This is a genomic window from Afipia sp. GW821-FHT04G03, from assembly GCF_059419985.1.
Map to the genome: position 1 here is coordinate 426,058 of NZ_JBWKSV010000002.1, position 19,001 is coordinate 445,058.

Annotated in this window: 19 protein-coding genes and 1 tRNA gene; 7 read left to right on the forward strand and 13 right to left on the reverse strand. The window is 62.9% G+C overall.

Annotated features, from left to right (window positions below):
• Positions 1-20: 20 nt before the first annotated feature.
• Entirely contained in the window at positions 21-896 is an 876-nt protein-coding gene (tesB, locus tag AC07UB_RS11295) for an acyl-CoA thioesterase II (RefSeq protein ID WP_492791411.1), read from the reverse strand.
• A 209-nt stretch (positions 897-1,105) separates the two neighbouring features.
• On the opposite strand from tesB, the gene AC07UB_RS11300 reads away from it, so the two are divergent.
• The gene (locus AC07UB_RS11300; RefSeq protein ID WP_492791410.1) at positions 1,106-2,326 is read left to right on the forward strand and encodes a ubiquinone biosynthesis hydroxylase; all 1,221 of its coding nucleotides are present in this window, start codon (positions 1,106-1,108) and stop codon (positions 2,324-2,326) included.
• A 10-nt stretch (positions 2,327-2,336) separates the two neighbouring features.
• On the opposite strand, the gene AC07UB_RS11305 is transcribed toward AC07UB_RS11300, so the two are convergent.
• The 4 genes from AC07UB_RS11305 to trxA form a co-directional block, all read right to left on the reverse strand.
• Positions 2,337-2,729 carry a nuclear transport factor 2 family protein gene (locus AC07UB_RS11305; protein WP_492791409.1) on the reverse strand — a complete coding sequence of 131 codons (393 nt, stop codon included), beginning with the start codon at positions 2,727-2,729 and terminating at the stop codon, positions 2,337-2,339.
• 18 nt (positions 2,730-2,747) lie between these two features.
• A complete protein-coding gene (locus AC07UB_RS11310; RefSeq protein ID WP_492791408.1) occupies positions 2,748-2,945 on the reverse strand; it encodes a Trm112 family protein in 198 nt (65 codons plus the stop codon).
• Positions 2,946-3,017: 72 nt separating this feature from the next.
• Positions 3,018-3,692 carry an LON peptidase substrate-binding domain-containing protein gene (locus AC07UB_RS11315; RefSeq protein WP_494653047.1) on the reverse strand — a complete coding sequence of 225 codons (675 nt, stop codon included), beginning with the start codon at positions 3,690-3,692 and terminating at the stop codon, positions 3,018-3,020.
• Between the two features lie 54 nt (positions 3,693-3,746).
• Positions 3,747-4,667 carry a thioredoxin gene (gene trxA, locus AC07UB_RS11320; protein ID WP_492791406.1) on the reverse strand — a complete coding sequence of 307 codons (921 nt, stop codon included), beginning with the start codon at positions 4,665-4,667 and terminating at the stop codon, positions 3,747-3,749.
• Between the two features lie 66 nt (positions 4,668-4,733).
• Between trxA and AC07UB_RS11325 the strand changes: the two genes are divergently transcribed.
• The 3 genes from AC07UB_RS11325 (at position 4,734) to AC07UB_RS11335 (ending at position 6,319) form a co-directional block, all read left to right on the forward strand.
• The gene (locus tag AC07UB_RS11325) at positions 4,734-4,937 is read left to right on the forward strand and encodes a hypothetical protein (RefSeq protein WP_492791405.1); all 204 of its coding nucleotides are present in this window, start codon (positions 4,734-4,736) and stop codon (positions 4,935-4,937) included.
• Positions 4,928-5,002: transfer RNA gene (locus tag AC07UB_RS11330), tRNA-Gly, on the forward strand. The genes AC07UB_RS11325 and AC07UB_RS11330 overlap by 10 nt, the downstream gene beginning before the upstream one ends.
• Positions 5,003-5,263: 261 nt before the next feature.
• Positions 5,264-6,319, forward strand: coding sequence for an alpha/beta hydrolase (locus tag AC07UB_RS11335; protein ID WP_492791404.1), 1,056 nt, complete (start codon positions 5,264-5,266; stop codon positions 6,317-6,319).
• A gap of 73 nt (positions 6,320-6,392) precedes the next feature.
• On the opposite strand, the gene panE is transcribed toward AC07UB_RS11335, so the two are convergent.
• The 3 genes from panE to AC07UB_RS11350 all read right to left on the reverse strand — a co-directional run bounded on the left by panE (position 6,393) and on the right by AC07UB_RS11350 (position 9,517).
• Positions 6,393-7,322, reverse strand: coding sequence for a 2-dehydropantoate 2-reductase (gene panE / locus AC07UB_RS11340; protein ID WP_492791403.1), 930 nt, complete (start codon positions 7,320-7,322; stop codon positions 6,393-6,395).
• 142 nt (positions 7,323-7,464) lie between these two features.
• Entirely contained in the window at positions 7,465-8,202 is a 738-nt protein-coding gene (locus tag AC07UB_RS11345; RefSeq protein WP_492791402.1) for an SDR family oxidoreductase, read from the reverse strand.
• Between the two features lie 103 nt (positions 8,203-8,305).
• Complete coding sequence (locus tag AC07UB_RS11350; protein WP_494653050.1) at positions 8,306-9,517, reverse strand: ABC transporter substrate-binding protein; 1,212 nt, start codon at positions 9,515-9,517, stop codon at positions 8,306-8,308.
• Between the two features lie 247 nt (positions 9,518-9,764).
• On the opposite strand from AC07UB_RS11350, the gene AC07UB_RS11355 reads away from it, so the two are divergent.
• Positions 9,765-10,262, forward strand: a complete 498-nt coding sequence (locus tag AC07UB_RS11355; protein ID WP_492791400.1) for a winged helix-turn-helix transcriptional regulator — start codon at positions 9,765-9,767, stop codon at positions 10,260-10,262.
• A gap of 4 nt (positions 10,263-10,266) precedes the next feature.
• Here the strand turns inward: AC07UB_RS11355 and AC07UB_RS11360 are convergent, their stop codons facing one another.
• Positions 10,267-10,860 carry a DUF2239 family protein gene (locus AC07UB_RS11360; RefSeq protein ID WP_494653052.1) on the reverse strand — a complete coding sequence of 198 codons (594 nt, stop codon included), beginning with the start codon at positions 10,858-10,860 and terminating at the stop codon, positions 10,267-10,269.
• 195 nt (positions 10,861-11,055) lie between these two features.
• Here AC07UB_RS11360 and AC07UB_RS11365 point away from each other — a divergent pair, with 195 nt between their 5' ends.
• The gene (locus tag AC07UB_RS11365; protein ID WP_494653614.1) at positions 11,056-11,721 is read left to right on the forward strand and encodes a glutathione S-transferase family protein; all 666 of its coding nucleotides are present in this window, start codon (positions 11,056-11,058) and stop codon (positions 11,719-11,721) included.
• Between the two features lies 1 nt (position 11,722).
• On the opposite strand, the gene AC07UB_RS11370 is transcribed toward AC07UB_RS11365, so the two are convergent.
• The 3 genes from AC07UB_RS11370 to ggt all read right to left on the reverse strand — a co-directional run bounded on the left by AC07UB_RS11370 (position 11,723) and on the right by ggt (position 15,809).
• Positions 11,723-12,625, reverse strand: a complete 903-nt coding sequence (locus AC07UB_RS11370; RefSeq protein WP_494653054.1) for an amidohydrolase family protein — start codon at positions 12,623-12,625, stop codon at positions 11,723-11,725.
• A complete protein-coding gene (locus AC07UB_RS11375) occupies positions 12,618-13,916 on the reverse strand; it encodes an MFS transporter (RefSeq protein ID WP_494653056.1) in 1,299 nt (432 codons plus the stop codon). Before AC07UB_RS11375 ends, AC07UB_RS11370 begins: the two co-directional genes overlap by 8 nt.
• Positions 13,917-14,060: 144 nt before the next feature.
• Entirely contained in the window at positions 14,061-15,809 is a 1,749-nt protein-coding gene (gene ggt / locus AC07UB_RS11380; protein ID WP_494653058.1) for a gamma-glutamyltransferase, read from the reverse strand.
• Positions 15,810-15,969: 160 nt separating this feature from the next.
• On the opposite strand from ggt, the gene AC07UB_RS11385 reads away from it, so the two are divergent.
• Entirely contained in the window at positions 15,970-17,352 is a 1,383-nt protein-coding gene (locus AC07UB_RS11385; RefSeq protein ID WP_492792732.1) for an MFS transporter, read from the forward strand.
• An 11-nt stretch (positions 17,353-17,363) separates the two neighbouring features.
• Here AC07UB_RS11385 and purH read toward each other — a convergent pair whose 3' ends face one another.
• Positions 17,364-18,956, reverse strand: a complete 1,593-nt coding sequence (gene purH / locus AC07UB_RS11390; protein WP_492791395.1) for a bifunctional phosphoribosylaminoimidazolecarboxamide formyltransferase/IMP cyclohydrolase — start codon at positions 18,954-18,956, stop codon at positions 17,364-17,366.
• Positions 18,957-19,001: the final 45 nt, after the last annotated feature.

The following is a 19,001-nucleotide window of genomic DNA, read 5'->3' on the forward strand; positions in this document are numbered from 1 at the left end:
ACGCGCGCTACCGAGCAACGTCAGCCCTCCGGCTTCGGTTTGCGCTCGCGCAGCGAGCCTTCCTGCGCGACCGAGGCGACCAGCGTGCCGTCCTGCTTGAAGATCAGACCGCGCGTCAGCCCGCGGCCATCCTGCGCGCTTGGTGAATCCTGCGCGTAGAGCAGCCATTCGTCGGCGCGGAACGGGCGATGAAACCACATCGCGTGGTCGAGACTGGCCGGCATCATGCGATTGTCGAACAATGTACGGCCGTAACGCGCCATCGCCGCATCCAGCAGCGAGAAGTCGGATGCGTAGGCGAGCGCGCACAGATGCAGCGCCGGATCTTCCGGCAGTTTGGCGACGGTGCGAATCCAGACATGGATGCGGCCATCGTCGATCTTCTGGCCGAAGTAGCGGCCAAGCTCGACCGGACGCAATTCAATCGGCCGGTCGGACTCATAGTAACGCCGGATGAATTCCGGCATCTCCTTGAAGATCGGCTGCTTCGACACTTCTTCTGCCGTCAGCTTCTCCGGCGGCGGCACGTCCGGCATCTTATCCTGATGATTGAACGCGCCTTCTTCCTGGGCATGGAACGACACCATGATCGAGAAGATTGCGTGCCCGTGCTGGATCGCGGTGACGCGGCGCGTGGAGTAGCTCTTGCCGTCGCGCAGCCGCTCCACTTCATAGACAATCGGAATCTGCGGATCGCCGGGCAGGATGAAATAACAATGCAGTGAATGCGGCAGGCGGCCTTCGACCGTCCGGCACGCGGCCACCATCGCCTGGCCGATCACTTGCCCGCCGAATACGCGCTGCCAGCGGGTTTTCGGGCTGGTGCCGCGAAACATGTTTACTTCGAGCTGTTCGATATCGAGGATCGAGAGCAGATCAATCAGGCTTTTCGACATTCATATCTCGTGAAGTTGGCAGGCGCGGGCAGCTTAGCCGTCATTGCGAGCGAAGCGAAGCAATCCAGAAACAATCGTGCCTCAAATAGCTGGATTGTCCCGTCGCGCTTGCTCCCCGCAATGACGAAATCGCCGATTCCGCCTTTTGATAACCTGTTTTGCCCGGCTATATAGTCGGAACGCAAGTGTCGTCATCAGCCAGGTTTCGCATGTCAAAACAACGAAGCATCGTGATCGGGGGAGGCGCGTTCGCCGGTCTTGGGCTGGCGCTGGCGCTGCGGCAGGGCCTCGGTCCTGACATTCCGATTGTCGTCGCCGATCCGGCGTTCGCCATGCGTCCGAGCCGTGATCCGCGCGCGTCCGCCATTGTCGCCGCGTGCCGCAGGCTGTTCGAGGCGGTCGGCGTGTGGGACGCCGTCGCCGGCACCGCGCAACCCATTCTCGACATGGTGGTGACCGACTCGCGGCTCGAGGATGTGACGCGCCCCGTGTTTCTGACATTCGCGGGTGAGGTCGAACCCGGCGAGCCGTTCGCGCACATGGTTGAAAACCGCCTGCTGATCGATGCGCTGGTAACGCGCGCTGAATCCGAGGGCGTTGAACTGAATGCGCTCGCGGTGTCGAGCTATGACTCGAACCCGGACGGCACGCGCGTCACGCTGAGCGACGGCCGCGAGATCGATGCCAGCCTGCTGATTGCCGCCGACGGCGCGAAATCGAAGCTGCGCGAACGCGCCGGCATCGCGACCCACGGTTGGGACTACGATCAATCGGGCATTGTCGTCACCGTCGGCCATGAGCGCGATCATCAAGGGCGCGCCGAAGAACATTTCCTGCCGGCAGGACCCTTCGCGATCCTGCCGCTGAGAGGCAATCGCTCGTCTCTGGTCTGGACCGAAAGCCGGTCCGAAGCCGCGCGCATCGTCGCGCTGCCTGACGCCGAATTTCAAACCGAACTGGAAAAACGTTTTGGACTTCACCTTGGGGACATCAAGGCGCTCGACAAGCCGCGCGCGTTTCCGCTTGGCTATTTCGTCGCGCGCTCGTTCATAGCGGAGCGTCTCGTGCTGGTCGGCGACGCTGCCCATGTGATTCATCCCATCGCCGGACAGGGACTCAACATGGGTCTGAAGGATGCGGCAGCGCTCGCGGAAGTCATCGTCGATGCCGCACGTCTCGGGATCGATCCGGGGCAGGCCGATGTGCTGGAGCGCTATCAGCGCTGGCGGCGCTTCGACACGGTGGCGATGGGCGTTGCGACCAACTCGCTCAACATGCTGTTCTCGAACAAGTCGACGCTGCTGCGCACGGTGCGCGACATCGGGCTCGGTCTGGTCGATCGCGTGCCGCCGCTGAAAAGCGCGTTCATCCGTCAGGCGGCGGGATTGTCCGGTGAGGTGCCGCGTCTGCTCAAGGGCGAGGCGCTGTAGTCCGCGAAAATTATCCGGCGGCCTGCTTCATCAACTGCTCGCCCATCAGGCGGTGCAGCAGGTTCATGGCCTTGAGCGGGCGGACCATCACCTTGAAATGCGTGATGAGGTTTCCATCATTGCTGAACGTAATGATATCCACGCCGTTGATGGTGATGCCTTCGATCACGTTCTCGAACTCCAGCACCGCGCCGTTGTCGCTGCGCCACTCGCCCAGATATTTGAAACCGGGGCCGCCGAGGACGCTCCCCGCGCTGGAGAGATATTTGAACGTGATCTCGCGGCCGCGCTGCGGCGTATGAACAACAGGACTTTCAAAGACGGCGTCGGGATGCAGCATATCCCACAGCGCCTGATTGTCGTGGGTCTTGATATAGCCGTACCAGCGGTCGAGAGCGGTCATGGCCTGGGTGTCTGATCCTCAGTCGATCCGCCGGGCTTCTTCCGGCAGCATGATCGGAATGCCGTCGCGGATCGGATAGGCGAGCTTGGCCGAGCGCGAGATCAGTTCCTGCCGCGCGCTATCGAACTCCAGCGGACCCTTGGTCTGCGGGCAGACCAGAATTTCCAGAAGTTTCGGATCGACGCCGCTTTCGGGCCGGTCATTCGCGATGGTCATGTCAGATCAACTCCGGTCGTCAATTCATCGCGGGTTACATAGCATGTTGCAGGCCAAAAACCGAGCATCCGGCTATTGCAGCGGCGGATCGCCGCTGGTTTTCTTCTTGGCGAGATCCATTTCGGTGACAGCGATCAGGATTTCGGCGCGGGTCTTGAGGTTCGGCGCTTCCAGCAGCGCCTGCTTTTCCGCAGGACCATAAGGCGACATCATCGCCAGCGCATTGACGAGCGCCTCGTTGGGCGCGCTCTCGATGCCGTCCCAGTCGACCTTGAGTTGGTTGGCTTTCAGGAACTGCGTGAGCGCCTTGAGCAGTGCGGGGCGGTCGACATCATCCTCGCCCTTGCGCGCGGTGAAGTCGTCGATGAAAGCTGAGTAATCGACGCGGCACTGGCGGTAGGGCGTCAGAACCGTCTGCTCCTCCACCACCTTGAACCGCGCCACGCCGGTCAATTCCAGAATGTAGCGGCTGTCGCCGGATTCCGCGAGCTGGGTGATGCGGCCGACGCAACCGATCTTGAACAGGGCCGGCCGCTCGTTGCTGTGGGAGTGGGTCGCGTCCGGCTGGATCATTCCGATCAGCCGGTGGCCGTCGCGGAGCGCGTCATCCACCATCTGAAGATAACGCGGCTCGAAGATATTGAGCGGCATCTGGCCGCGCGGCAATAACAACGCACCGGGCAGCGGAAACACCGGAATGATTTTCGGCAGATCGGCGGGCCCATTGTATTCAGCGTTGATCGGCATCCGCGTCCCTCACTTCAAGCGCAACTAAGCTCCGCGAGCCTCAGGAGACAGGCCTTAAGAGAAAAGAATCGTCGACAGGCGCTTGCGGCCCTCGACGGTGGCGTCGTCATTCGGCCCCCATGCCTCGAAGAACTGCACCAGCTTCTTGCGCGCGCCGTCCTCGTCCCATTTACGGTCGCGCTTGACGATGTCCATCAGGTGCGTGGCAGCCTCGGCGCGCTTGCCGCCGGCGTTGAGTGCGACGGCGAGATCGAAACGCGCCTGATGGTCGAGCGGATCGGCCGCGACCTTCTGTTCAAGCTCGGCGACCGGACCAAGGGTTTTGGCCTGTTCGGCGAGATCGAGCATGGTCTGCACCGCGGCGATGCCAGCATCGCTGCGCTTGGACTCAGGCACCATGGCCAGCGTCTGCTTGGCCTGCTCCAGCGCACCCGACGTGACGTAGCAGCGTGCGAGCCCGGCCAGCGCCGCGAGATTGGTGGCGTCGATGGACAGCACTTCGGCATAGATCGATGCGGCCGTGGCGGGATCGCCCGCCGCCATGGCGGCCTCGGCCTCGTTGAGGATTTCGGTGACGTCGCCTTCCGGCGACGGCATTCCCTGCGTGAGCTTGTCGATGAAGGCCGTGACCTGGCTCTCCGGCACCGCGCCCATGAAGCCGTCGGCGGGCTGGCCGTTGACGAAGGCGATGACCGCTGGAATCGACTGAATGCCCATTTGCCCCGGAATGGCCGGATGCTCGTCGATGTTCATCTTGACGAGCTTGACCTTGCCGTTCGCGGCGCGGACCGCCTTTTCGATGATCGGCGTGAGCTGCTTGCAGGGACCGCACCACGGCGCCCAGAAGTCGATCAGCACCGGTTGGCGCTTCGACTCCTCGATGACGTCCTTCACGAACGTCTGGGTCGTGGTGTCCTTGATGAGATCGGGCGGCGCCATCGCCGCGCCTCCGCCGCCTTGCTCGACTATTGTCACGTGATCCTCGCCTGCCGTGCTAATCTTGTTATGAGAGAGGCCCTTCTAGCATGGCCGGAACTATAAATGGCGGTCCGCCCATCGATTTTCAATTGCCAGGATGCCGCAAAGACCTTTGAAAACATCGCTTTGGGCGCGATTTGCGGGAACTGGGCCCCGGACAGGCCCAAGATTGCAGGTTTAGCCCTGTTGCATTGCATGGCCGCTTTTGGCATAGGTTTGCCCGGCGGCGCGCTTGCGCCCCGCCAATTCTCTGTGATGCGGGTGTAGCTCAGGGGTAGAGCACGACCTTGCCAAGGTCGGGGTCGAGGGTTCGAATCCCTTCGCCCGCTCCAGAAATTCTCGATTGAGAATCTTGGCCATGTACGACCTTCCGGGTCGTTCATATCGAATGACAGGCCGCCGCAAGGCGGCTTTGTCGTTTTAGCCGGTCATTCCGTCTCGCGGCCACCCAACGCGGGCTATCCGAATGTCTGCCTCGCGCAGCGAGCCCTCCCCTCCGCGACGGAATCTGCCTAGCATCGATTCAGGCCGGGCGGACGACCCGGCCCGAGAAGCAAAAACAAACGTACAAACAGATTATTGGGAGGACCTCGATGGCCAGCGGATTTTCTTGGATCGCTTTGACCTGTCTCGCGGCCGGTGCGATTTTCAGCGGTGTGAGCGCGCAGGCAAAAGACGTCAAACTGACGACGACCGACACGATGATTCCGTCCGGCGATGCCGGCATCCAGTTGTTCGTGCGCAACAAGCATCCGGCCGGCCAGAGCAAGTTCGCCGCCGACAAGATCCTGCTTTATGTCCACGGCGCGACCTATCCGTCCGAGACGGCGTTCGATCTGCCGATCGAAGGCAAGTCGATGATGGATCTGATCGCGGCGCGTGGTTACGACGTTTATCTGGTGGATGTGCGCGGTTATGGCCGCTCGAGCCGTCCGCCGGAAATGAGCCAGCCGCCCGGCGACAACAAGCCGATCGTCCAGACCAAGGTGGCCGCGAAAGATTTCGGCACCGCGGTGGATTACATCCTCAAGAAGCGCGGCGTGTCCAAGATCAATGTAATGGGCTGGTCGTGGGGCACGTCGACGGTGGGCCTCTACACCAGCGAGAACAACGCCAAGGTCAATCGCCTTGTGCTTTATGCGCCGCAATGGATTCGCACCGAGCCGCCACCGGCGACGTGGCCGAAACTTGGCGCGTATCGCCTTGTCTCGAAGGATTCTGCGAAGGAGCGCTGGCTGAAGGATGTGCCGGAAAACAAGAAAGCCGATCTCATTCCGCCCGGCGTGTTCGATGCATGGGCCAATGCGACCTGGGCCACCGATCCGGATTCGGCGACGAAGAATCCTGGCATGCTGCGCGCGCCGAACGGCGTTGTGGAGGACACCCAGTTATACTGGGGTGCTGGCAAGGCGCTGTTCGATCCCGGCAAGATCACGGTGCCGACGGTTATCCTGCATGCCGAATGGGATGCCGACCTGCCGAGCTATCTCGCGCACAACTACGTCAAGCAATTGAAAAATGCGCCGTACTGGCGGTTCATCGAGATCAGCGAAGGAACGCACACGGTGATGATGGAGAAGAACCGCATGCAGTTCTTCCGCGAACTGATGGGCTTCCTCGACGAGGAAAAGCCGCTGGCGTTGAAGTAGTCTTTGACGCACGACGAAAAGGCCGGGCTTGACCCGGCCTTTTATGTTTTCGATGCCTGCGAGGGCAGCGGAGCTAGGTAAGCTGCGACTCGTAAGCTTTCAGGTGCGTATAGACGAGGCGCAGCAGCGGTACGTCGAGGGCGCCATTCTTGTTGGTCTCGGCGCGACGGATCAGATCGCCGATGATCTGGTCTGCTTCGATCCGCGCATTGCCGCGGATATCGCGCAGCATCGACGCCGTCATCGGCGAGCCCGGCGCGAACAGCAGACCGCCCGTCCGCTCCAGAAACTCTGCGCGAGGCGGATAGCCTGCCGCCGCAGCGACGGACGCGATCTCCGCGCGCAATCCGCGAATGAACGCCTCGCCGCCCGGCGCTGCGGTGATGTGTCCGGCCGGCGCGCGCATCAGTGATGTGCTGCCTGCGAGCGTGGCGAGGAACACCCACTTCTCGTACATTTCCTGCGTAATGACGTCGCTCGCCTTGGCGTCGAACATCGCGCCCTGCAAGGTGGCTTCGATGCGTTTGGCGCGGTCTCCCTTAGGCGTGCCGCGTTCGCCGAACGACATCGCGTGCATCGGCGTGAGTTGATGAATGACGCCCTGCGGATCGAGCATCGCCGCGACCTGACATTGTCCGCCCATCACACGATCGATGCCGAACTTCGAATCGAGCACGTCGAGATGCTTCATGCCATTGAGAAAGGGAATGATCGCGGTGTCGGGCCCGACGGCGGGCGCGAAGGATGCGATCGCGTCGTCGAGGTCGTAAGCCTTGCAGCTCAGAATGATGACATCGAACGGCGTCGTGATCTTGTCGGCCAGAAGAGTCGGCGGATTCTTCAGCGTGACATCGCCGAGAGGGCTCTTGATGACGAGGCCGTTCTTCGCGAGCAGTTCGGCGCGCTTCGGGCGCACCAGAAATGTCACGTCGCGTCCGGCTTGCAGAAGCCGGCCGCCGAAATAGCCGCCGGTGGCGCCGGCCCCGATGACGAGAATGCGCATGGTCGAATCCACTTCTTGGCGAGGGTGAGGGCGCGATTGCGCCCGGGGCAATCGTGAGAGCGCGCGATCCTTGCCTAAACGGCGATGCCGATGCAAGACGAGGCTGGAGACGCGGTACGCCCGGCTGTCATGCGCGGCACGCTTACCATTTCTCGCCGAAGGGGCGAATCTCCAGCTCGAATGTCCATGCGCTACGCGGCTGCTGGTAAAGCAGCCAATAGGACTCCGCGACGGACGACGGCGGCATCAGCAGATCGGGATTATCCAGCGCGTTCGCACCGAGCGCCTCGACGCGGCGCTGACGCACCCACTCGGTATCGACGCCTGAGTCGATAATCAGATGCGCGACATGAATGTTCTGCGGGCCGAGTTCACGCGCGGTCGCCTGCGCCACGGCGCGCAAGCCGAATTTCGCGCTGGCGAAGGCCGCGTAACCCGAGCCGCCGCGCAGACTGGCTGTGGCGCCGGTGAAGAAGATATTGCCCTTGCCGCGCGGCAGCATCAGGCGAGCGGCTTCGCGTCCGGCCAGGAAGCCCGAATAGCAAGCCATTTCCCAGACCTTGCGAAACACGCGCTCGGTGGTGTCGAGGATCGGGAAGTTGACGTTGGCGCCGATGTTGAAAATGCAGACCTCGAGCGGCGCATGCTTGTCGGCGTCGCCGAGAAAGGAAATGATTTCGTCTTCCTTGCGCGCATCCAGCGAGCGCGCGTGAATCTCGCCGCCCGCGGCCTCGATTTCCTTGACCAGCGGCGCGAGCTTGTCGCCGTTGCGGCGTCCGGCAAACACCGTGAAGCCTTCGGAGGCGAATTTCTTGGCGATCTCGCCGCCGATGTAGTCGCCGGCGCCGATCACCGCCACGGTCGCATTTCTTTTGGCCAAGGTCGCCTCCTGATAAAATCGGGGGTCCGGTGCGCGGCGGATTGTTTCCGCCGCGCGAGGGTTGAGTCAATTCACTTCCTGACGCGTCTTACTTCGCGTCGCCTTATTTGGCGTCGTCGTCGATCAGTCCGCCAACCAGATCCCACGCCTTGCCGTTCCAGCGTTGCAGGTTGAGCTGCGTGTACATCTTGTTGTTGGCCGGGCCGGTGTTGACGATGATGCCGGGGAGCGACATCGGGAGCGCGAGGCCCTTGATGTTGCGCGTCTGCTTGAGAATGTTCGCCCGCGACAGGTCGTTGCCTGCCTGCCTGAGCACCGCCTCGAGGATGACGCCCTGGTGGATACCGGTGAAGTAGTTGCTGTCGGCGAGATCGGCGCCCGGCATGTATTTCTCCATGAAGGATCGATACAGCTTCACGCCCTTGTCGTCGGCCCACTTCGGATCGTCGGGATCTTTGCGGTAGGTCGCCGTCATCACGCCGGTGGAAATATCGAGCCCTGCGGGCGCGAGAACCGCCGCGATCGAGCTTGAGATCAGATTGGTGATGAACAGCGGCTTCCAGCCGGATTCATGGGTCTTGCGGATCGCCTGCGCCGCGAATTTCGGCGTGCCGGCAAACACCATCACGGTCGCGCCGGTGCTCTTCAGGGACACGATCTGCGAATCGATGGTGGGCTGGCTGACCTCGTAGCTGCTGGTCACGACTTTCGAGTCGTAGGCCTCCTTCAGCTCGGACTTGAAGCCGGCGATGAAATCCTTACCCAGATCGTCGTTCTGATAGAGGATCGCGATCTTGGCGGTGGGCATTTCCCTGGCGAGATAGCGTGCATAGGCGCGCGACTCGGTGTCGTAGCTCGGCAACCCGGTGGTGATCATCGGGTATTCCTTGAAATCCGTGAAGCGTGTCGCGCCGGTCACGATGAACGCCTGCGGGACTTTCTTTGCCGCGAGATACTTCGAGATCGCGAGATTGCTCGGCGTGCCGAGCGTCGAGAACATGAAGGACACTTCGTCGGACTCGACCAGCTTGCGCGCGTGTTCGACCGCCTTCGGCGGGCTGTAGGAATCGTCCATCGCGATCAGGTTGATCTTGCGCCCGTTCACGCCGCCCTGTTCGTTGATGTAAGTGACGTAGGCGATCAGCGATTTTCCGACCGCGCCCAGCGCCGAAGCAGGGCCGCTGAACGGGAAGATCGCGCCGACCTTGATTTCGGTTGCGGTGATGCCGGGCATGTCCTCGGCCATCGCGGGCGCGGACAATCCGGCCAGCACCAGAGCTGCCGCCGCTGCGCGGACTGCGGTTCTCCTCAACATCGTTTGTCTCCCTTGGAATTATTGGCGTTGCGGCCACGGGGAACGGGCGTCCCCGGCGGCTCTTGCCGACGACCAATAGGGTTCTAATATAGAACTGTCAATCCAGCCGGGAGGACGATGAGCTTATGCCGCTATGCAGCATGCCGGACTTCACGATGCGGCGCGTTCAAGATATGGTGGATACCAAATCGGAATGTAGATCGTGGCTGCTCCGGCGGGCCGGGCGGCGACGGCACGGAGATGCGATATGAAATGGGATACCCTTGAAGAAGAGGCGTGTTCGGTGGCGCGAACGGTCTCCGTCATCGGCGACCGCTGGACGTTGCTCATTCTGCGCGACTGTTTTCGCCGCATTCGCCGTTTCGATGAATTTCAGTCACGCCTCGGCATCACGCGGCACCTGCTGGCCGAGCGGCTGAAGAAACTTGTGCGTCAGGGCGTGCTTCGCCGCGTCGCCTATCAGGAGCGTCCGAAGCGCTACGAATACATCCTGACCCAGAAGGGCCTCGACCTGCATCCGATCATGATGTCGATCGTGCACTGGGGCGATGTTCACATGGCGGATGCGCGCGGGCGGCCGGTGCTTCACCAGCACAAGACCTGCGGTCACCACTTCGATCCGGTAATGACCTGCTCGGTGTGCAACGAACCGCTGGCCGCGAAGGAAGTTCATGTCCATCCGGGGCCGGGCGCGGACCGCTCGAAAGCCGTGTTGCCGTCGCTCGAACAGCAGGCTCTCGACTGAGAGTTTATGCGGCCTCGAACGCGGACGTCGCCAGACGTGTGACGTGATCGCGCACATCGGCAGGCCATTTTGCAATCGATGCAGCGAAGCGCGATCGGTCGCCGGCGTAAAGCGCGCGCAGCGCGTCCTCGTAATTCGGAGAATCGCCCGCCATCGCCGTCATGAAGCGATGCAGCGATTCCTGCGCCTGCCGCACGCGATCCTTGCCTGAGCCTGCCCGCCGCGCGTCCTCGACAAGTTTGCGAATTGCGACCGATGCGCCGCCCGGCTGTTGCGACAGCCATTCCCAATGCCGCGGCAGCAATGTGATCTCGCGCGCGATCACGCCGAGTTTCGGCCGGCCGGGTCCGCGCGGTGTTGAAACCGCCGGCTGCTGATTCGGTGGTGTGTGAGACGCCAATCGTTTTTTAACGTCGGCCAGCGTTCCGCGCAGATCGATCTCGACGGGCCGGCTGGTGACGGCGTCGAAAATCAGGAGCGTGGCTTCGCTATTTTCATCAAGCGCCGCCCGCGCCTTGGTCGCGACCTCATGGAGATCGCCCAGCGCGACGCAGCGAGCTCCCTCGAAGGCGATGATTTGGGTGGGAAGGCCGGTCATTGAATATTCTTGAGAATTCCAGTTCGCTTGCGGATATTTATCCGGGTAAAATAGGCCTGTCAATATCATCCGGGTAATATCTTCGAGGACGGTCGTCGCTACGCTGCACCCAACCCCGGAAACCGGCATCTCGACTTTGGCCCATCGCGCAGGCACGACTGACGTCCCGCAACGCTGCACATGATCGGGCTCGCCATGCTCACGGTTCATCATCTCAACAACTCCCGCTCGCAGCGGGTGCTCTGGCTGCTGGAAGAACTCGGCGTGCCATATGAAATCGTGCGCTATCAGCGCCAACCGTCGATGCTCGCGCCGAAAGAACTGCGCGCGATTCATCCGCTCGGAAAATCGCCGGTCATCACCGACAACGGCAACACCATCGCGGAGTCCGGCGCCATCGTCGACTACATCGTGGATACCTACGGTAACGGCCGCCTGATCCCGCCGCCGAAAACACCGGAGCGGCTGCGTTACACATACTGGCTGCATTACGCCGAAGGCTCGGCGATGCCGCTCCTGGTGCAGAAGCTGCTGTTCACCGTGATCCCGAAGCGCGCGCCGTTCCTGATGCGGCCGCTGATGAAAACGGCATTCGGCCAGATGCTGACCAAGCTGATCGATCCGCAGCTGAAGCAGCACATCGCGTTCTGGGAAGGCGAGTTGTCCAAAAGCGAATGGTTCGCGGGCAGCGAATTCACTGCTGCCGACATCCAGATGAGTTTTCCGCTGGAAGCTGCGTCGGCGCGCGCCGGCCTCGATGAGAGTTCACCGAAGGCGTGGACCTGGTTGCAGAAGATTCACGCGCGTCCCGCCTACAAGCTCGCGCTGGAAAAGGGCGGGCCGTACAAGGTCGGGCGGTAAGTCACGCGACCGCCGGAAATCCGAACAGCCGCTGCGGGTTGTCGACCAGAATCCGGTTGCGGAGCTTATCGTCCGGCACCCAGTCGGCCAGCAGATCGAGCAGATCCGCGACGCCCATCATCACGCCCCAGTTGGCCACATGCGGCCAGTCCGATCCCCACACGCAACGATCCGGCGCGGCTTCGACCACCTTGTGCGCGAAGGGAATAGTGTCGCGATAGGGCGGGCCTTCGACGGTGTTGCGATACGCGCCGGACAATCTCACCCACGCGCCGTCGCGCACCAATGAGACGAGCGTCTTGAAGCCTTCATTGTCCACACCGGCAGAGGTCGGAAAGTGTCCGATGTGATCGACCAGAAACGGCACCGGCAGTTTTGCCAGGCGGGGCGCGAGTGCGGGCAGTTCGCGCGCATCCAGCAGAAATTGCAGATGCCAGCCCATGTCGCGGCACAGCGCGCCATAATTTTCGATCTGCGAGAAATCGACTCCGCCGCCGCCGTAAAGAACATTCATGCGCAGACCGGCGACGCCCGCGTCTTTCAGCGCGATCTTCTCGCGCTCGGAGCAATCCAGCGGGATCACCGCGATGCCGCGCAGGCGCTGACGATGCGCGCGCAGGGTCTCCACCATCAGGCGATTATCGGTGCCGTGAACGCTGACTTGCGTGAGTACGCCGTAGGTCATGCCGGTCGCGTCCAGCATGGCGATGTAATCGCGCGCGCTCGCTGCGGGCGGTGTGTAGCTGCGCCCCGGCATGAACGGGTAATCCGGCGGCAGCCCGATGACATGGCAGTGAGTGTCGACCGCGCCGCGCGGCACTTTGAACCGCGCGGGCAGGCGTTGAGACGGCAGAGGCCCCGGACATGCCGGAGCCTCTGTCTGGTTTGGATGTGACTCAGGCATCAGCGTGAAGAATCCTGCCGCGGGTTTCGGGCAGCGCGAATGCCGCCAGGAAGAACAGCCCATAAGCCAGCACGGCGAAAATGCAGATTGCATTTCCGAGCGACGTCGAGGTCGAGAGCCAGCCGACCAGGAACGGGAACAGCGCACCGATGCCGCGCCCGAAGTTGTAGCAGAAGCCCTGTCCCGATCCGCGCAACCGCGTTGGATAAAGCTCGGTCAGGAACGCGCCCATGCCGGAGAAATATCCCGATGCGAAGAAACCGAGCGGGAAGCCGAGCAGCCACAGCACTTCGTTGGTCAGCGGCACTTGCGTGTAGACCAGGATGAGCGCGATGGCTCCGAGCGAGAAGGTCAGGAACAGGTTGCGCCGCCCGATGCGGTCGGCAAGCCATGCGCCGACCAGATAACCGATGAACGAGCCGATGATGAGCGTGGCGAGATAGCCGGTCGAACCCACGATCGACAACTTGCGTTCGGTGGTGAGAAAACGCGGCACCCAGAAGGTGATCGCGTAGTAGCCGCCCTGACATCCGGTCGCCGCCAGCGAGGCGAGGATCGTGGTCTTGGCGATGGGGCCGGAGAAGATTTCCCAGAGCGCAGGCCTGTCGCCGGAGACTTTCTGTTTCGCGAGCGTTTCAGCCGCGATCTTCGGTTCTTCCACATAGCGGCGGAGGAAGAACACAAGAATAGCCGGCAGCGCGCCGATGGCGAACATCCAGCGCCATGCTTCTTCCGGCGGCAGCAGCGTGAACATGATGGCCTGCGACAGCACGGCGAGGCCCCAGCCGATCGCCCATCCGGATTGCACCGAACCCACCGCGCGCCCGCGATATTGCGGCCGGATGACTTCGCCCATCAGCACCGCGCCGGCAGCCCACTCGCCGCCGAACCCGAGACCCAGCAGGGCGCGCGCCACCAGAAGCTGATCGAAATTCTGCACAAAGGCGCAGACCAGCGAGAAAAACGAAAACCAGATGATGGTGATTTGCAGCGTCTTCACGCGGCCGATGCGGTCGCAGAGATAACCGGCGAGCCAGCCACCGATGGCGGAGGCAAGCAACGTCACCGTGCCGGCAAGGCCCGCGGTCCCGGGATCGACCTTCCACATCGTGATGATGGTGCCGATCACCAGCGGATAGATCATGAAATCCATGCCGTCGAGCGTCCAGCCCGCGGTGCAGGCCCAGAACGTGCGCCGCTCGGGCACATTCATGTCGCGATAGAAGGCAAGAAGGCTGGTGTCTTCGATGGGCGCGGCTTCAATCGCCCCGGATCGCTGAACGTTCGTCATGGATGCTCCCAAATCCGCGGCCTTGTTTGACGCTCCGCGCTCGCCGCATCGCACAGAGCTTCAGGCTCTTTATGGCGCGACAAATTGTACGCGGATCATTTTACCTGTCATCAGGCAAATGAGGGAATGCACGGTCGAATGACTCTAATATCCGGCCGCCTCCGCGCCGCGCGTGCGGGGATCGGGCGCGCCGAGCAGGCCATCGGATGTCACCGCGATGGAATTGGCCGAGGTCTGTCCGAGCGGCGCGATGACGCGGTGGCCCTTGGCGCGCAACGCGGCGAGCGTGGCGTCCGGAAAGCCTTGTTCGACGCGCACTTCATCGGGCAGCCATTGATGATGCAGCCGGGGCGCGGACACCGCAGCCGCAACGTTCATGTCGAAGTCGATGGCGTTGACGATGACCTGAAGCACCGCCGAGATGATGCGGCTGCCGCCGGGCGAGCCCGTTACCAGAACCGGCTTGCCGTCCTTGAGGACGATCGTGGGCGACATCGACGACAGCGGGCGCTTGCCGGGGCCGGGCAGGTTCGCTTCAAAGCCCACAAGACCATAGGCGTTCGAAGCGCCAGGTGCCGCGGTGAAATCGTCGAGCTCGTTGTTGAGCAACACACCCGTGCCGTCCGCGACAAGGCCGACGCCGTAACTGAAGTTCAGCGTGTAGGTGTTGCTGACCGCGTTGCCGTCTTTGTCCACCACCGAGAAATGCGTGGTGTTGCTGCCTTCACGTGGCGGCACCGCCGACAGCGCGTCGGTCCAGGGCGTGGCCTTCGCCATGTCGATGGAGGCGCGCTGCTTCGCGGCGTAATCCTTCGAGATCAGTTGCAGCATGGGCGCGCTGACAAAGGCGGGGTCGCCGAGATAGCGCGCGCGGTCGGCATAGGCGCGCTTCATCGCTTCAATCGAGGCGTGCAGCGCGTCCACCGAACCTGCGCCCATCTCGCGCAGTTTGTAGCCTTCGAGAATGTTCAGCGTCTCGATCAGCACCGTGCCGCCCGAGGACGGCAACGGCATCGACACAATATCGTAGCCGCGATAGGTGCCGCGCATCGGCGCGCGGATCACCGGCTGGTAGGATTTCAGGTCTTCATGCGTGATGATGCCGCCGGTGCCGCGAATGCCCGCCACCAGTTTCTCGGCCACCGGGCCATCGTAGAATCCGCCTGTGCCATGCGCGGCGATGGCTTCGAGTGTCAAGGCAAGATCGCTCTGCACCAGCCGGTCGCCCGGCTGCAGCGACGTGCCGTCGGCGCGCGAGAAAATTTTCGCGCTGGCCGGCCATTTCGCCAGCCGGCGGTGCCAGTCCGGCAGCGTGTCGGCGGTGTCGTCGGCGATCACGAAGCCGTCGCGCGCAAGCTTGATCGCGGGCGGGAGCAGATCGGCGAGCTTGAATTTTCCGGAGCCGTACTTCTCCAGCGCCAGCGACAATCCCGCCACCGTGCCGGGAATGCCGATGCCGAGCGCCTGATCGCGGGATTTTTTCGTATCGGGCTTGCCGTCCTCGCCGAGAAACATGTCGCGGGTGGCGGCCGCGGGCGCGCTCTCCCGATAATCGATAGCGACGGTTTGATTGCTGTTCGCCAGATGAATCATCATGAAGCCGCCGCCGCCGAGATTTCCGGCGCGTGGATAAGTGACGGCCATCGCGAATCCGGTCGCGACCGCGGCATCCACCGCATCGCCGCCGCGAGCCAGAACGTCGCGGCCGATTTCCGCCGCGATCCGCTCCTGCGCGACCACCATGCCGTTTTTTGCGGCAACCGGGCGCACGGCATCGAGCGCGGGCGGTGTGTAATAGCCGTGCCTTGAATCCTGCGCGATGGCGGGCGCGACCAGAAGGCCGATCGCGACAAAAACAGAGACGCGAGCGCAGTGCTTGGTAAACGAGGTCATAAACTTCTCCGGCAAACCGCACCCTAAGCTAAAACGCCATGGCAATTGGATCGCCGCACTATAAGGTTTTGCAGCGATCACGGGTATCTTCAGGGCTGATTCGGCAGGAATTTCGATCATGGCTCAAGCAATTCCAGCGCATGACAGTCACGCGAACGCGATGCACGCGAACGAGGTGCAGGCGGACGCGCCACCGCAGACCTATCCGCCGCGCTCGGCGATTGTCGGCTGGGTCATGTTCGACTGGGCGGCCCAGCCTTATTTCAGTCTGATCACCACATTTGTGTTCGCGCCTTATTTCGCGACCCATGTCGCGTCGTCGCCCGCCAGCGGACAGTCGATGTGGGGATTCGCAACCGCCGCCGCCGGACTGGTGATTGCGCTGATGTCACCCGTGCTCGGCGCGATTGCCGACGCCGGAGGCCGCCGCAAACCGTGGATCGCCGCGTTCGGCGCGGTGTTCGTCATCGGCGCATCGGTCATGTGGATCGGCAAGCCCGGTGATCAGACGGTAATCCTGCCGCTGCTGATCGCATTCGGCATCGCCACCATCGGAATTGAATTCGCCACCGTGTTCAACAATGCGATGATGCCGACGCTGGTGCCGCCGGATCGCATCGGGCGCTTGTCGGGCACAGGCTGGGCCACCGGATATGTCGGCGGCATTCTAAGCCTTGTGCTGGTGCTCGGATTTCTCGCCGCGAGCGGCGCGACCGGCCGCACGCTGTTCGGCTTCACACCGCTATTCGGACTCGATCCGGCGACGCATGAGGGCGACCGCATCACCGGACCTCTGAGCGGACTATGGTTTATCGTGTTCGTGCTGCCGATGTTTCTGTTCACACCGGATCGCGCGCCGAAAAAGCCCGCACTCGGCGCGGTGCGTGAAGGTCTTCGCGAATTGCGCGAAACGCTCTCGACGCTGCCGCAGCGGCCGGTGATGCTGACATTCCTGATCGCCAACATGGTCTACACAGACGCGCTGGTGGCGCTGTTCGCATTCGGTGGCATCTACGCCGCGGGCACCTTCGGCTGGCAGACATTGCAGATCGGCACGTTCGGAATCCTGCTGGCGTTTTCCGGCACCATCGGCGCGTGGCTCGGCGGCAAGCTCGACGACTGGTTCGGCCCGAAGCGCGTCATCATGGGCAGCATGCTGATTCTGGTGAGCGCGATCATCGCGATCCTATCGATCGACCGCGACACGCTGTTCTTCGTGTTCAAGGTGGCGCCGCCGGTGCCGGGCGGCAAACTGTTCGCTGCGCCCGCCGAGCAGGCCTATATGGCGCTGGGCTTCCTGATCGGCATGGCCGCGGGCCCGCTACAGGCCGCGTCGCGCACGCTGCTGATCCGTCTCGCGCCGCCGGATCGCATCACGCAGCACTTCGGGCTGTTCGCACTGTCCGGCAAGGTCACGTCGTTCATGGCGCCGCTCGTGGTCAGCATCGTGACCGCGGTGACCATGAGCCAGAAGGCCGGCATGGCCGTGCTGGTGGTGTTCTTCGCAGCCGGACTTGTGCTGCTGTCGCGCGTGCGGGCTTAGCCAGCAGTCAATCAGTGCTTGAAGTGGCGCACGCCGGTGAGAACCATGGCGATGCCATGTGCGTCGGCGGCCTCGATCACTTCATTGTCGCGCATCGAACCGCCGGGCTGAACCACCGCAGTCGCGCCGGCTTCGATCGCCACCAGCAATCCATCGGCGAACGGGAAGAATGCATCGGACGCCACCACCGAGCCCTTGGTCATCGGTGCGGCCAGTCCAAGTTCCTTCGCGGCGTCCTCGGCCTTGCGCGCGGCGATGCGCGCGGAATCCACGCGGCTCATCTGGCCTGCGCCGATGCCGACGGTGGCGAGGTCTTTCGCGTAGATGATGGTGTTGGACTTCACATGCTTGGCGACGCGGAACGCGAAGCGCAGATCGTTCAGCTCGGCGTCGGTGGGTGCGCGCTTGGTCACGGTCCTGAACGTCATGTCGTCGACCACCGCGTTGTCGCGGCTCTGGATCAGGAGACCGCCGGCGACGGTCTTCGCCGTCAATCCAGCGGCGCGCGGATCCGGCAGGCCGCCGGCCAGCAGCAGGCGCAAATTCTTCCGCTTGCCGATGATGGCGATGGCTTCGTCCGTCGCATCCGGTGCGATAATGACCTCGGTGAAGATGCCTGCCACCGCATTGGCGGCTTCCGCATCGAGCGTGCGATTGAACGCGATGATTCCGCCGTAAGCTGACGTTGAATCACAAGCGAGCGCCTTGCGATAGGCGCTGGCGAGATCGGCACCCTCCGCGACGCCGCAGGGATTGGCGTGCTTGACGATGACGCAGGCTGCGGTTCGTTTCGCATCGAACTCCGCGATGCACTCGTAGGCGGCATCGGTGTCGTTGATGTTGTTGTAGGACAGCTCCTTGCCTTGCAGCTGCCGTGCGGTCGCAACGCCGGGCCGGCGGTCGGGCGTCTTGTAGAACGACGCATGCTGATGCGGATTCTCGCCGTAGCGCAGCGCCTGAATCAATCGCCCGCCGATGGCGCGATAATCCGGCGCATCGGTCTTGAGTTGAACCGCGAACCAGTTCGAGATCGCTGCGTCATAGGCCGCAGTGCGCGCATAGGCCTTGGCCGCCAGCCGCTTGCGCAAGGCGAGCGTGGTCGCGCCGTTATGGGCGGCCAGTTCGTCCAGCACGGTCTGGTAATCCGACGGCTCTACGACGACGGCGACGTCATGATGGTTCTTCGCCGCAGCGCGGATCATCGCCGGCCCGCCGATGTCGATGTTCTCGATGCAATCGTCCTCGGACGCGCCTTTGTCGACGGTCGCCTCGAACGGATAGAGATTGACCACCAGGAGATCGATCGGCGCGATGCCGTGATCCTTCATGCTGCGGGCGTGATCGGCGTTGTCCCGGATCGCCAGCAGCCCACCATGCACGTTCGGATGCAGTGTCTTGACCCGGCCGTCCATCATCTCGGGGAAGCCCGTCAGGTCCGAGACGTCCCGCACCTTCAAACCGGCGTCGGCGATGGCCCGCGCGGTGCCGCCGGTGGAGACGAGTTCGACGCCGCTGCCGGCCAGCGCGCGGGCGAATTCGATCAGCCCGGATTTGTCGGACACGGAAAGCAGGGCGCGCGCGACGCGACGCGGATGGTCAGCCATAATCAAGTCCTGGTTTGGGTCGGTGTTGACCGCCGGGTAGCATGG